General features: G+C 53.0%; 13 protein-coding genes. 4 read left to right on the top strand and 9 right to left on the bottom strand.

Translation table 11 applies throughout. The features are described 5' to 3' along the window. Positions 1-13: 13 nt before the first annotated feature. Both D4L85_RS29880 and D4L85_RS29875 read right to left on the bottom strand, forming a co-directional pair. Positions 14-1,450 carry an APC family permease gene (locus tag D4L85_RS29880; RefSeq protein WP_119757792.1) on the bottom strand — a complete coding sequence of 479 codons (1,437 nt, stop codon included), beginning with the start codon at positions 1,448-1,450 and terminating at the stop codon, positions 14-16. Positions 1,451-1,457: 7 nt separating this feature from the next. After that, entirely contained in the window at positions 1,458-2,540 is a 1,083-nt protein-coding gene (locus D4L85_RS29875; protein WP_119757791.1) for an aromatic ring-hydroxylating oxygenase subunit alpha, read from the bottom strand. A 107-nt stretch (positions 2,541-2,647) separates the two neighbouring features. Between D4L85_RS29875 and D4L85_RS29870 the strand changes: the two genes are divergently transcribed. Continuing rightward, positions 2,648-3,049, top strand: coding sequence for a DoxX family protein (locus tag D4L85_RS29870; RefSeq protein WP_119757790.1), 402 nt, complete (start codon positions 2,648-2,650; stop codon positions 3,047-3,049). On the opposite strand, the gene D4L85_RS29865 is transcribed toward D4L85_RS29870, so the two are convergent. Then, positions 3,042-3,815, bottom strand: a complete 774-nt coding sequence (locus tag D4L85_RS29865; protein WP_160144091.1) for a hypothetical protein — start codon at positions 3,813-3,815, stop codon at positions 3,042-3,044. The two genes, D4L85_RS29870 and D4L85_RS29865, sit on opposite strands and share 8 nt — an antisense overlap. A 181-nt stretch (positions 3,816-3,996) precedes the next feature. On the opposite strand from D4L85_RS29865, the gene D4L85_RS29860 reads away from it, so the two are divergent. Further along, positions 3,997-4,875, top strand: a complete 879-nt coding sequence (locus D4L85_RS29860; RefSeq protein ID WP_119757788.1) for a bestrophin family protein — start codon at positions 3,997-3,999, stop codon at positions 4,873-4,875. 4 nt (positions 4,876-4,879) lie between these two features. Here the strand turns inward: D4L85_RS29860 and D4L85_RS29855 are convergent, their stop codons facing one another. The 6 genes from D4L85_RS29855 to D4L85_RS29830 are packed head-to-tail and all read right to left on the bottom strand — an operon-like array spanning position 4,880 to position 10,777. Next, on the bottom strand, positions 4,880-5,947 hold the full coding sequence (locus tag D4L85_RS29855) for an NAD(P)H-dependent glycerol-3-phosphate dehydrogenase (protein WP_119757787.1): 1,068 nt from the start codon (positions 5,945-5,947) through the stop codon (positions 4,880-4,882). Next, entirely contained in the window at positions 5,925-7,619 is a 1,695-nt protein-coding gene (locus tag D4L85_RS29850) for a 1-acyl-sn-glycerol-3-phosphate acyltransferase (protein ID WP_119757786.1), read from the bottom strand. The genes D4L85_RS29855 and D4L85_RS29850 overlap by 23 nt, the downstream gene beginning before the upstream one ends. A gap of 53 nt (positions 7,620-7,672) precedes the next feature. Continuing rightward, a complete protein-coding gene (locus D4L85_RS29845) occupies positions 7,673-7,912 on the bottom strand; it encodes a hypothetical protein (RefSeq protein WP_119757785.1) in 240 nt (79 codons plus the stop codon). Between the two features lie 51 nt (positions 7,913-7,963). After that, complete coding sequence (locus D4L85_RS29840) at positions 7,964-8,146, bottom strand: hypothetical protein (protein ID WP_119757784.1); 183 nt, start codon at positions 8,144-8,146, stop codon at positions 7,964-7,966. Positions 8,147-8,189: 43 nt separating this feature from the next. Further along, positions 8,190-9,392 (bottom strand): DUF1501 domain-containing protein, encoded by a 1,203-nt coding sequence (locus D4L85_RS29835; RefSeq protein ID WP_228450674.1) that lies wholly within the window; start codon positions 9,390-9,392, stop codon positions 8,190-8,192. A 2-nt stretch (positions 9,393-9,394) separates the two neighbouring features. Continuing rightward, entirely contained in the window at positions 9,395-10,777 is a 1,383-nt protein-coding gene (locus D4L85_RS29830) for a DUF1800 domain-containing protein (protein ID WP_119757782.1), read from the bottom strand. Positions 10,778-10,967: 190 nt separating this feature from the next. Between D4L85_RS29830 and D4L85_RS29825 the strand changes: the two genes are divergently transcribed. Both D4L85_RS29825 and D4L85_RS29820 read left to right on the top strand, forming a co-directional pair. Continuing rightward, a complete protein-coding gene (locus tag D4L85_RS29825; RefSeq protein WP_119757781.1) occupies positions 10,968-13,895 on the top strand; it encodes a T9SS type B sorting domain-containing protein in 2,928 nt (975 codons plus the stop codon). Continuing rightward, the gene (locus D4L85_RS29820; RefSeq protein ID WP_119757780.1) at positions 13,874-14,302 is read left to right on the top strand and encodes a thiol-disulfide oxidoreductase DCC family protein; all 429 of its coding nucleotides are present in this window, start codon (positions 13,874-13,876) and stop codon (positions 14,300-14,302) included. Before D4L85_RS29825 ends, D4L85_RS29820 begins: the two co-directional genes overlap by 22 nt. Positions 14,303-14,315 lie beyond the last annotated feature (13 nt).

Here is a 14,315-nt window from a genome sequence, read left to right as displayed (position 1 = left end):
GTCATGAGGCGGCTCAAAATGATTTTCCATACCGCTTTCTAAACAACCAATACAACGGTATCCCCGACGCTGTCAAAAACATTCCCAGCAAAGAATTGATAAGATGTGTTTTTCCAATCGCATAATTGTAGATATCCATCCACAACGTAGCCACCACAAAGAACGTCGAAAATAAAACAAACACGGCGGGTACCACCGGGTATCCCCACACTTTGTAAGGTCGCTCAACATGTGCCATTTTCCTTCGCAGCACGAAGATGCCAAAGGCACTCAGCCCATAGAAAACCCAGCTCACAAAGATCAGCATGTCGGTGAGCATGTCGAACGAGCCACTGAGAATGAGCACGACCGTCCACAGTGCTTGGATCACTAAGGCATTGCCGGGCGTGCCGTAGCGAGGATGCACTTTGCCGACCCATCCAAAAAATTGTTTCTGCTGTCCCATGGCAAAGAACACCCGGGCCACGGGCAGGATGTTGCCGTTGGTGGCGCCGATGATCGAGATGATCACCATGAACGCAATGATGCCACCCCCCAACGTGCCCATCACCACCTGTGCCGCATCCGAAGCCACCATACCCGATTGCGCCATGGCATCGATCGGCAACACATAGAGAAAGCTTAGCGTGATGAGTGTGTAGGTGATGATGCAAATCAGTAATCCAATAAAAAGACTGCGGGGAATGTTGCGCTGGGGCTCCCGGATCTCCCCGGCAATAAACGTGATGTTATTCCAACCGTCGTATCCCCAAAACGCTCCGGACATGGCCGCCAGCAGGGCGCCTACGAAAGCCCAACCCTGGGGATGGATGCTGGTGGAGGGTGTGATAAGATTGGTGACGCTTCCTTCCGGTGAAAAAAATAATCCAAAGACCAACAACGTTAGCAGGGCGATCTTCAATGCCGTGAACACCACCTGCAGGTTGCCACCCGATCGCGTGCTCCGGTAACTCACCCATGTGAGTACCAACACGACCAGGATCGTGACCGACTTCACCCCGATATTTTCCAACGGATACATCGATCCGATGAACGGGATGTAAACCTCCACGGCTTTCTCCACACCCGGGCCGAAGCGCGGCAAGGGGATAAAATATTCCAGGTAGGTGCCAAAGCCATACGCCACGGATGCCACACCGGCCGTGTTGAATACGATGAAGGCCGACCACCCATACAAAAAGGCTACGAACCTGCCGTACATTCTTTCGAAGAAAATGTATTGGCCACCCGTTTCCGGGATCATGGCGGCCACTTCGGCGTTGCTCAACGCGCCAAAGAGCGTGATCACACCAGCGAAGATCCAAACGGCTACCAGCCACAAGGGTGAACCCAGCTGTGAAGCCATAAAAGCAGGCTTCATAAAAATGCCCGAGCCGATCACCCCACCCGCAACGATGGCGATACTGGTCCACAAGCCCAGGGTGGGTTTTAATTTCTGGGGTGACGACATCCGGTCCTCAATTTAAATATTCAGCCAACAGACGATGGAAATGGTGTGTACCCTTCTCCATTTTCACCGAATAGCGTCCGTGTTTATAGAATCTCGATCGTATTCCCTTTTGCACATGCTGCACCACATCCTCGTCTTCCATTTCCACCTGGTGCAGGTTGGCCCCCGCGCCCTGGCGAAGCTTGTTCTCGTCCCACACATACGACAGGAACGACACCGTACACCGCGACACGCCGAGCGGGCGGACGATGTTGATGGAGAGTCCCCAGGGATAAAAGTTGAACATCATGTTTGGGAAAACCCAGAAGTAATAACCGGCGATTTTTTTTCCAAAATCGGGCGAGCTAGGGGGGAGCTCGAACACGGCGTCGTCGCCTTTCGCAAAGCCGATTTGTAAATTGGAGTATTGAAAAATTTCGGTGGTATAGTTCCCATAGTCGATCACGGCGTTGAGCCCGGCATGCACAAAAGGAATGTGGAAGCCTTCGAGATAGTTCTCACAATACAGCGCCCAATGCGCATCCACCTTGTACTCTTGCGAGAGCTCTGGGCGGAATTGAAAATCCTGGAACGGCATCCAGCCCACGCGCTCCAGCATCGGACCTAAAAATGTATCGGCATCGAATTTCGGGTGGAGGGAGGTGAACAGCCATTTTCCGAATTGATACAGGGGAAGCTTTGTGAGGTTGTCCTCTTCCGAGGGAAAGTTGGCCACCTCCTTGAATTCCGGCATGGACAGGAACTTGCCGTCCAGGTGGAAGCGGCGGCCGTGATATTTACAGCGGATGTCGTTGATCTTGCAGGGACGCTCCACCAGCAGGTTGCCCCGGTGGGTGCAGACGTTGCTGAGGCAGTGCAGGTCGCCTTGTTTGTCGCGCGAGAGCAGCAGGGGTTCGTCCAGGAATCGCTCCAACAGGTTCACCGGCGTGGCCCAGCCCGGGTCCTTCACCTGGTCAGTGTCGCCGATCAGTTGCCAGGTGTTGGCGAAGATCTTTTCTTTGGAAAGCTCCAGGTAAACGGGGTCGAGATAAAAGTCGGTGGAAATGGTTTTTGCCTGCGCGATATCCGGATGGACGTGGAAGGGAGTCATGATGTGAGGTTTGGCTGGCAAGCAAAATACTAAATCCTTGTCGCTTATCTGACAGAGCACTTTCAATTATTCGGTTACATTTATCCCGTCAACAAACCCCTTCCGCTATGAAAATTGCCACGGTAGTGTACTGGATCGCACGTCTTTTGGCGGCGGTCATCATGCTGCAAACCTTGTTTTTTAAGTTTACCGCTTCCGCGGAATCGGTCTACATTTTTACGACCGTGGGCATGGAGCCGTGGGGTAGGATTGGGGTGGGGGTGATGGAATTGATCGCGGCCATTCTCATCGTTGTTCCGGCCACCGCGTGGTTAGGGGCCGGGCTGGCGCTGGGATTGATGGTGGGAGCGATCGGTATGCACCTGACCCTGCTCGGCATCGCAGTGCAGGGCGATCATGGCTACCTGTTTGGCCTGGCGTTGGCCGTAACACTCTGCAGCATCTACGTGTTGATTCACGACAAAGACAAGGTCTTGTCGCGGATCAGGTCGTTGCAAAAGACTAGTTGAGTTCTTTCAGGGCGTCTTCGAGCGGCTGCTTGAAGGCGTCTTGGGTGAGCGAGCTTTTCAAACCTTCCAGCACGAAGTTGGGGATCTTTTCGGCCCGCGAGATCCGGCCCTTGATGTCCTGGATCATTTCCAGGGCATTGGCCTTGCCTTCGAAGTCGGCTTCACTTTTTACTTTCTCTTCCAGTACATCCCAGGCGGAAAGCTTTTTCTCGGCAACCGCCCGCTGGGCGATGATCTTGCCATGATCGATCGTTTTGGACTGGATGCAGGTGTTGTATTCGTCTACGATCTGCAGGAGGTCTCTCTTGTTCAGCTCGTCGCGGTCGATCCGGTCCGCCACCGTCGGACAATCTTCCAGGAAATTTTTCATGGCCTTTTTAAAGGTCAGGTTGGGGACCTCTGTGCTCTTGCCATCTTTTTTTGAAAGAAATTGTCCGTCGTAGGTCACTTGATTGGGCAGTTGGTAAGCATATAAGCTTAGGTAGCCCGACTTGATCACTTTCATGAACGCATAACCTTCGGGGCCCTTCACCGGTTGATAGAGGTCATTCTTCCACCTGTAGGTGCGAACCTGGAACATGGGGTAGAGCGTCTTCTTTTTATCGGGGCCAACGACCTGCACTTTTTTGTCCATCCCAAACGTAAGGGGTTTGATCTCCCCGTGGATGGTATCGCCCGTCACCGTCACCAAATAATCCTGGGCGATGGCCGGTGCGCACACGGTCAGAAAGAAGCAAGCAAAAAGGTATAAGCCAGAACGTTTCATGTTCATAAATGCAGTTTTACAGTCGGAAAGATAAGCGATAAAATAATTTCCCATCATGCTATCCGGAATTTCTTCCGATTTAAATGGGGGATTTTGATGGGTGCGATCGCCGGTAACGAACCATTTTCCCGGGTGTTGGAAAATTTTCCTTGAATAGGCTTATTGCAGGAAAGTTTGATCTATGGTCATGTACAACCCCCGAAATTGGATATCCATCATCTTTCACGCCTACAGCCGGCGCGTCATGGCGACCCTGTTGCCCGTGATCCTCTTCATGCTCGTCTATTCCGCCGTGTTGTGCTACATCATGCTGGACCGTCTCAAGCTGCACGAAGCCGACTTTCAACCCACCATCGCCATGCATTCCCTGCTGGGGATCGTGCTGGGTTTGTTCCTCGTGTTTCGCACCAACACGGCCTACGACCGGTGGTGGGAAGGACGCAGGATGTGGGGGGGCATGGTGAACAGCACCCGGAACTTTGCTATGAAACTCAACGCTTGCCTCAGTCCCGAGAACCACGAAGACCGCGACTGGTTTGCCAAGATGATCCCCAATTTCATTTTTGCCGTAAAAGAAAGCCTGCGAAACGGCGTGCAACTGGCCGAGCTGGATCCGCCCTCCGACACGTTTCTCAATGACCTGAAAAAATATAAACACAAACCCAACCGCATCGCCGGCCTGATGTACAAACGCATAAACGAATTGTACCGCAACAACAAGATCACCGGCGATCAACTCATCAACCTTGATAAAGAACTGAAAGATTTTATCGACCTCATGGGTGCCTGCGAGCGCATCAAGTACACACCCATTCCCTACAGCTATATGATGTATGTAAAGAAGTTCGTCTTCATCTACATCATCACCCTGCCTTTCGGCTTTGTCACACAAACCGGCTACATGACCGTGCCGATCGTGGGATTGATCTCCTACGTTTTGCTGAGCGTCGAGTTGATTGCGGAAGAAATTGAAGACCCGTTCGGACGCGACATCAACGACCTGCCGCTGGACGAACTGGCCGGAAAGATTCGCGAGAATGTAAAAGAGGTGTTGCTGTAAGAAGTTATTCCGTCAGAAAATCGATATCCACATTCAGCGGATAGCGCATCAGGTATTCCAGCGCCCGTTTCACGGTCATGTCCTCGAACAAGACCTGGTATAGGGTGGTGGTGATCGGCGCACGCACTTTGTAGTAGTCGGCACATTTCTTGGCCACTTTCACGGTGTTGATACCTTCGGCGATCTCGTCGGTGCTGGCCAATATTTCAGAGAGCGTTTCGCCTTTAGCCAGCCGGTAGCCCACCGTAAAATTACGGCTCAGCGAACTGTTGCAAGTAGTGACCAAATCGCCGACGCCGGCTACCCCAAGGAACGCTTTCGTGTTTCCACCCAAGGCGCGCCCCAAGTACACCATCTCCACCATGCCGCGGCTGATCAAAAGGCCCTTGGCATTTTCGCCATACCCCAAACCGCTCAAGGCACCGGCAGCGATGGCAATAACATTTTTCAAAACCCCAGCCAGCTCAACACCCACCACGTCGTTGTTGCCATACACCTGGAAATGATTGGTGCGCAGCAATCGCTTGCCCAACTGGATCACTTCATTGAAATGGCTGGCGATGACGGTCGCCGCCGGGTGTCCATCGGCCAGTTCTTTGCTGAGGTTGGGTCCGGCCAGGCAGCCCACGCGAACCACCACGCTCTCTTCCGTGATCACCTCGCTCATGGTCTTCACCATGCTCCGGTCCAGGGTGGTCATGGTGTCCAGGGTTTTGCCTTCCGGGAGGGAGACGTCAAAACCTTTCGTGCCGTGAATGAGGATGTGATAGGGGTGGAGGTAAGGCGACAGCCCCTTCATCATGGTGCGAAAATGCAGCGAGGGCACAATGGGGAAGATCACGTCGCACTGATCGGCCATGTGGCCGAGATCATTGGTGGGAACCACGTTGGCATGCATCTGGTGGCCGCGGTTTTCGCGGGTTTTCAGAATGCGCTCGATCGCCGCATCGTCGCGCACGTGCAACAACACTTGCCGCCGTTGGGCCAGCAAGTTGGCTACCACACTGCCGAAGTTTCCGGCGCCGATCACACCGACCGGTTTATCGTTTTCAGATAAACTTTTCGAGGTCATAGCCGACAAGCCGGTTGTGATAGTAATAAAGTGTACTGAAATCCTTGGTGATGATGTTGCCCTCCTTGTTCATAAGCAACGGGCGCTTCAAATGGAAGATGCCCACATTGTCGAGTCCATGGCGGATCACCAGGTTGATATTTCCTTTCAGATGGGTAGCGTGATAGACTTTCCCCTCTTCTTTCATTTTATAGATTTGTTTGCGCACCCGCTTGCAGGCAGCGCGAAACTCTTCGAACTGCAACACCTGGTCTTCTTCCGGCAATTTCAGCAAGCCAAACAAATCCAGCTTGGGATGTTTCTTTTGCCACATCTCGAAGGCCACAAAGGCTACCAGGTGACTGGCAAACACGCGGTTGATGCGGTGATACTCCGACACGATCTTGTGGCTGAGCATGCGTGTGTACTCATCTTCGCGTTGCTTGTCGACGGTGATGTCGCCATGCGAAACAAAATAGTCGCGGGTGTCGATCACCCGTCCCTGCGCATCCAGGCTGTTGCCCTGATCGTCGACATAATTTCCCATCACGTCCAGCCCGCGGCCGATCGACACGGAGATGTTAGACCCTTTGGTAAAAAACTTGAACAGGAACTGCAGCAGTTGCCAGCTTCCGTATTTGTCTTGTTCCGGCAGATAACGATCCTGGCCTTTCGACGACAAATATTCGTCGATCAGGTCCGGGGCCTCCAGCACGAAGTGATAGTTGAGCGTTACGGGCACGATAAAGATCTTGCGCACCGGTTCGGTGGCCGGCGATTCCAGGTAGAGATTGCGTTGGGCCTCGATGGTGGAGCTGAGCAATCCCAGCTTGAGTTGTTTTTCCAACATGCCCGAGCGGGAGCGCGTTCCACCGGGAAAGAAAATGCTGTGCGCACCTTTTTGAATGGCACACATGGAATAGAACTTCAGGGTCTCCAGGTAGGGGACATTTTTCTTCCGGCGGTCTACTTTATAGGCGCCGAGACTGTTCATGAAATAAGCAAAGATCTTGATGTTGAAAAGATTCAACCCGGCGCCGTAGATAAAGGCGGGCAGGCCCAGTGAGTGGATGATCCATCCGATCAGGATCGAGTCGAGGTTGCTGAAGTGCGTGGGCACCATCACCACCGTGCCTTCTTTGGCCAGGGTGCGCAGTTGCTTCACTTTGCCCACGATGTGGATCTTGTCGCGAAGCGTATAGCGGCTGCGGAAGAAGGCTCCGAACTTCTTGACGCGGGCGCCGTTCAGTAGGCGCGAGAACCAGAACTTTACGATCTCACGGGTGAGGCGGTAGCTGTTGGGCTTGAAGTTTCCGGCGATCTCGTTGGCATAGCGCAACACGATGCGGTGGAGCAGTTCCTCGGCAATGGGTTGGGCTTCTTCCGGCGTCTTGCCCGTCAGGGCCACCAGTTCTTCTTTGATGCCGGCCCAGAAACGGGGCTCGTCGGCCGCGTCGGCACGCCAGCGGTTGCGCTTCATGCGCTGCTGTTCGCGGTAAACAGTGGCCTCCAGTTCGTCGATGAGCTGTTTGGTTGTCGGGCGATTCTTCTTGATCTGGGCAAAGGTCTTCTGCGCCACTTCCTCGATAAACTCCTTGCGGTTTTTACTGAGTTGGTAAACCGGCCAATCGGGTATGCCCTCCAGGATGGGTTTATATCGCTTGTTCTTATTTTTCTTCTCTACAACTTCCATGAGCGGGTGCAAAATAAAACAATTTCCTCTACTGCTGCACAAATGCGCTGATTTTAAGCACGTTGCATGGCTTGTCGCAAGCTTTCGCTCATGCTGGCAAAGCGCTGCATAGCTTCCTCCAGGAAAGCCTCGTCTACGATCCGGTATAGCTCGGCTTCGCTGGTCACATCGTACTCATTTACCTTGAAGGTCTGCTCCAGCAAGCCTTGCTCCAGCTTAATGAGGTACCGGTTGTTCCAGGCAAAGATGGTGATCTTGCACTCCGGGTGCGGAATTTCTCCTACAACACGCATGTATTGACGGTTTAGCCAACAAATGTAGTGAAGGGAAAATGAAAAAAACGTTTACTTTTTGGAAGATACGTCCTGGTGTTGCACCAACTCCTGTTGGATGGTCTGCAGTTCGCGGGAAAGATTTTTGTACACCGGGCTGTTGTGGAGGCGATCGAACTCCATTTGTCTGACAAGTCGCTTGATTTCCATTTCGCGCTTAACGAGCGAGGCTTTGGCGTTTGAATCAAATTTCATTCTAGCTTAAAAAATGAGGTTAGGTTTGGTAAACGCTAAGATATCAGATAAAGTCTAACGTCGGATAGGCTCCCGGCAGAATTTTTTTTGGTGCCACTTCAAGCCATTTGTCAAGTATCGTAGCGTAAACACTCCGGAAATCAAGCTGATGGATGAGATCACCGTTGTCGAGCTTTAATAGATCAGGTGTGCTGTTGAGAAAACCTTTTTGCTTCAAATGCTTCGTCATCACAAAAAGATTGTTAGCCGTACCGTGGTCTGTGCCGCCACTGGCATTCTGGGCTACACGTCTTCCAAATTCCGAAAACGTCATGATCAATACATCTTTCATGCGGTCGCCCTTGTCCAGATCATCCACGAAAGCAGTGATCCCTTCCGAATAGCGTTGTAACAACCGTTGATGTTGCGCCTGCTGGTTCACGTGTGTATCGAAGCCGGCCATCGACACATAGTATACCCGTGTGGGCACACGAGCAAGTATGAGTTGCGCAACCGTTTTTAACTTTTTGCTAAAATCGCTTTGCGGATAATCCATCCCGGCCGCAGGAGTCCCCGCCTTTTGATAGAGATAGTCGGCAGACGAAACCGTCTCGGCCATGGTTTTGTAGAGATAGTGTAGCGATGGGTCGTTCACCCCATCGGCGGTATTGTGCTGCGCCACGTCGTGAAAGAACGACTGGTGAATGGCCTGGTGAAGCTTGCGTGGATCTTTCATCGCCAACCCTTTGATGTTGTCTCCCTTCAAAGCAAGGCTCAGCGTGTCGTCCACTTCAATGGCCTGATCAGCCACGGAGCAGCCGGCGCAGTTGGCGTCGAGGTAACGACCGATCCAACCGGTTTGCAAATAGCTTTCCGGGCTGGCCGTTTGCCAGATGTCCATGGAACGAAAGTGCGAGCGGTCGGGGTTGGGATAACCCACATTGTTGAGCACGCCGAGATACCCCTGGTCATACAATTTTTGCAGCGGAGCCAACGCCGGATGAAACCCCAACGCATCCGAAACTTTCAACACCTTGTCGGCGGCGATAGCCAGCGAAGGACGGTGTTGATAATACAAATCATTGCGGTAGGGGACGATCGTGTTCAAGCCATCGTTGCCACCGGAAAGTTGCACCACCACCAGGATCTTGTCATTGGTTTCCGCGAAAGCGTTGGGATTTTCAAAAGCTTTCAGGAACGTCGGCACCAGCAGTGTGCCGGTGGCACCGAGCAAAGATTGTTTGAGAAAATTTCTTCTGGAAGTCATGATCAGCTCAGTTGATATTCTGGTAAGGACATAAATGCCGTGAAGGCTTGCTTCATCCATTCATCGTCGCGCGTGCTGCTGGCGGCTTGCGTGGCGACCAGTTTACGATTCGCCGCGGTTGTGGGCGTGGCCAGCAAATGATCTTCCAAGGCTGCCAGCGTTTCGCCGGTCGATGCTTTCGTGAACTGTTGCGCCAGCGAGGCCCAGTCGACCGTGCAGTTCAGGTTTCGGGTGGCCGCTTTGTTGGTGGTGTTGTTGGCATCGCCATCGTCTTTGGGCACATAGTCGTTTGCGAGATTTTTGAAGATCAGCGCCGGCACCGTCATGCGAAATGTGAGGCTGGAACTATCGATCCACGCCGTGCCCGTGGGCCACCCACCGACATTCGGAGGTTGAAAAAGAACCTGGCTCAGCCCGCGCTGAAAAAACAACGCTGCACGGGGGTCTTCGAACCGGCCCCCGGTCTGTGTCAACATTCCCGCCAGGAGTTCCACGGGCGACTTGATGCGATTGCCAACAAAACGCGGCTCATAAAACCAGGACGAGGAGAATACCGTGGTCAGCAGTTTGTGAAGGTCGTAGTCCGAACGAAAGAAATCCTCCGCCAGCGAAGCGGCGATGTCTTCGTCGGGTGGCCCCTCGTGCACAAAGTAGCGCCAGATCTTTTCGGTAATGAATCGCGCCGTCTGGCGGTCTTCCAGGATGATGTGGAGGATGTCGTCGCCGGAAAAATGGCCGGTCTTTCCCATAAAGGTCTTCGGCCCATCGTCGTGCACCCGCGGCCGGAACACGAACGCATCCGATGTTGGATGGAAGGCCCAGCCGGTGAAGGCGCGTGCGCCATTCTTGATATCGGCTTCCGTATAATGACCTCGTCCCAACGTGAAAAGCTCCAATACCTCGCGGGCAAAATTCTCGTTGGGGCTGTCTTTTTTGTTTTGCTGGTTGTTTAGAAACTGCAGCATGGCCGGGTCTTTTGATACCGCCGCGAGCAAGTCTCCAAAAGAACCCAGTGCTTCGCGGCGCACCGTGTTGTTCAATTGCTGCGACAGGAAAGCCGACCGTACCCGGCAAGCAAAGTGGTCGTGCCAGAAGAGGGTCATTTTCTCGCGCCAAAGGGTCTCGGGTTGCGTCAGTTGTGCGATCCAGGTTGTATTCAATTGGGTGAGTTCGTCCAGAAACTTGGCCCGGCGGGCTTTTGCATCTTTTGGAGCGCGTTGGTCCGGCATCCGTGGCGCCCCACCCGCCGCCGGAATAACATCGATCGGGCGGTTGTGCGATGCGCTTTTAATCCAGGTTGGAGTATGAACGGGGGTTTTTAAACCCGGTGCCGGTCCAAACGCGGCACGGTTTAAAAAATGCTTGGTTTTCGGATCATCCTGCATATGCGTTTAGATGTCCCGATGGGGGAGAAGTTTAACCCACCAAAAAAAGAATTTACCCGTTTAAGGACTAATTCAGGAGCTTAAGCGTTACCTTATATGTTAATTTTATAGATCAAGAACAACGTCATATATTGTAACCCTGATCGACTCCGTAGTGTTTTGATTACCCAAAAGATCGTTTGACACAGGCATGAACTTTACCGCTTTAGTAAGAAAATTTTGCAGGGTTGGCGCCATCTCGGCGATACTGATGATGGTATGCCTTGTGAAAAGCCACGCCACCCACCTTCGCGCTGGCGAAATCACGGCCGTTCGCGAAAACTGTAACAGCTTAACCTTTATCATCACCGTAAGGGTATACACCAACACCAAGAACACCACCGTCCTTTTTGGTGGCGATCAGGACGTCCTCAACTTTGGCGACGGCAACACCACCCTGGTGCCTGAAACGCCAAACACCATTCGGCTGGACCTGGATTCGGATGGCAGCGTGGCCACCGCGTCCTATACCATCCGGCACACTTACTCCGGCATTGGTCAATATACCATCAGCTATCGCGAGCCCAACCGGAACGAAGGCGTGTTGAACATGGATGCCTCCGTGAACACCACATTCTACCTCGAAACCGTCGTCAACATCGATCCCTTCCTGGGCTGTAATAACACCCCCATATTGTTGGTACCACCCATCGACCATGCCTGCCCCGGTGTAACCTGGACGCACAACCCCGGCGCCTACGATCCGGACGGCGACAGTCTGTCGTATTCCATGCAGGTCCCTTACAGCGACCGGAACACGCAGGTTATCAACTACAAGGATCCCAACAATTCGAAATTCTATACAGACTTCGGTCACGCTAACGAGGCCGGTACCGGCCCGCCAACATTTTCCTTCGATCCCACGAAGTTTGATGGTACCATCATCTGGGATGCACCCGGCGCGATCGGCGAATACAACATCGCCTTCCACATCATCGAATGGAGGAAGCGGAATGGACAATGGTACCAAATGGGCTACGTGCGACGCGACATGCAGATCTTGGTCGACGACTGTAAGAATCAGCGTCCCGACATGATTGTACCCAATGACACCTGCGTGGTCGCCGGCACGGAACTAAAGGCCACCATCTTTGGCACTGATCCCGACAAGGACCCCGTCAAGATTGAAGCCTTCTCTGAAATTTTTAACTATCCGGCAGCGCAATCACCGGCCACCTATGCGCCGGTCCCTGGCGTGAACGATTTTGTTCCTTCCGATCCCCCAGCCGAAACGAAATTCGATTGGCAAACACAATGCTTGCACGTGAAAGATCAACCCTATCAGGTGGTCTTCAAAATAACCGACAAGCCCAAGAACGGACCGCGTCTGGTGACCTTCAAAACATGGCTCATTAAAGTAGTAGGACCGGCACCAGAATGGGTTGGCGCCAGCCTTGTCGACCGGAGGACCAGCTTGCAATGGGATCCTTACTTCTGTCAAAACGCGACGTCCATGCAGATCTGGAGAAAGGTTGACGGCTCGCCCTTTGAACCCGACAACTGCCAGACCGGCATGCCCGCCTACCTGGGTTATGAACTCATCGACGTGGTGGGTATAAAAGATGAGGCCGGCAATCCCGTCACCAAATATACCGATTCAAACAAAGGAAATGGGTTAGCGCCCGGTGCCAAATACTGCTACCGCCTGGTGGCGGTGTTCCCATTGCCAAAGGGTGGGGAGAGCTATGTTTCCAAAGATATTTGCGTGGGCCCTGTTCCATCCGACGTACCCACCATTACGCACGTGTCCGTGGAAAAAACAGACATCACCGCGGGCCAGATCCGTGTGAGCTGGAAAAAACCGCTTGAACCCAAGGTTCAATTCGTACAGCCCTTCCATTACGACATTTGGCGCGCCGTAGGTTTTGCCCGTGGTCAGGATTCAACGAAAATAACGCCGACGGCAAACTTTGCGGATACTACTTTCCTGGATCAAGGTGTCAACTCAGAAGAAAACGTCTATAACTACAGCATCGCCTGCTATGATGCCACGGGTGCCTTCGTGGGCAACTCGGCAACGGCTTCTTCCGTGCGCCTCGATGCCAAGTCGCAAGTGAAAAAGATCGAGTTGAACTGGAGCGCGTTTGTGCCCTGGTCGAATCAAATACAATCCGTACCCAACAAACACCTGATCTATCGAGGACCGGAGGGGGCTACCGAAGCCGACCTCGTGCTCATCGACAGCGTTGACGTGAGCAGCTCTGGTTTTATCTACCTGGACGAAGGACAGTGGAATGGAACCGCCCTGGACGATAACACCACCTACTGTTATCGCATCATGACCCGCGGTGGCTATGGCAACCCGAAGATCCCCCAGCCGCTAAACAACTTCTCGCAGATCATGTGCGCCCAACCCGGCGACACCATACCGCCTTGTAAACTGGAGCCGCCCATCCGCAGCACCGCCGACTTTAAAGACTGCGACGACTACTTTACAAAATTCTGCGACCGAGACACCTACGCCAACGTGCTGTACTGGAACCGCGCCAAAGATGCGTCCTGTCGCAACGACGTGCGTTCGTACAACATCTATTACACAAATAAAAAAGGTGGAGAATACGCCCTGCTGGCCAACACTACCGACACCACCTACACCGACGCCAATCTGCGATCGTTCGCCCGATGTTATAAGATTGCCGCCGTCGATCGATCCGGTAACGAAGGGGAGCTGAGTGAGGAGATGTGTATCGACAACTGCCCGCACTACGAATTGCCCAACGTGTTCACCCCGAATGGCGACAAATACAATGAGCTGTTCAGTGCCTACAGCCTCCGCGGATACGAATGCGGCGAGGAAGGCAATTGCCCGATCCCCATCGAGATCATGTTGAAATGCGCCCGCTTTGTGGAGCAGGTGGAATTCAAAGTGTTCAACCGCTGGGGAGAAGAAGTATATCACTACGATACCACCGTCGGCGATCAGAAAGGATCGATCTATATCGACTGGAATGGACGGGATAACAGCGGCAGCGAACTTTCCACGGGCGTGTATTACTTCGTGGCCAAGGTGAAATTTATCACCGTCGATCCCGGCGACCAAGTGCAAAACTTCAAGGGATGGGTGCACCTGATCCGGTAGGCACGCTCCCCGGTTTCCTCGTACTTTTCGATGGCATTTGCAACCTGTGCAACGGCGCCGTGTTGTTCATTATCAAGCGGGACAAAACCGGGAAGATTGTGTTTGCCTCCCTGCAATCAGAACTTGGAAGAGATCAGTTGGTTCGAAACGGCCTGGATCCCGACGCGCTTCACAGCATGATCGTTATTGAAAACGGAAACCTCTTCCAGAAGAGCGACGCCGTGCTACACATCGTGGGCCGGATGGACGGTGCGTGGTCGTGGCTGCGCATATTCAGAATCATTCCGCGGTTTCTTCGCGACGCACTCTATGACCAGGTGGCCCGTTCCCGCTATAAGATCTTTGGAAAAAAGGATGCTTGCATGATCCCCACACCGGAGTTGAAAAAACGGTTTGCGGCCTGGTAAAAAGGGCAGGTGC

Source organism: Chryseolinea soli (genome assembly GCF_003589925.1).
GTDB lineage: Bacteria > Bacteroidota > Bacteroidia > Cytophagales > Cyclobacteriaceae > Chryseolinea > Chryseolinea soli.
Note: the sequence above shows the minus strand (reverse complement) of the source record. Positions and strands in the feature narration are given on the sequence as shown.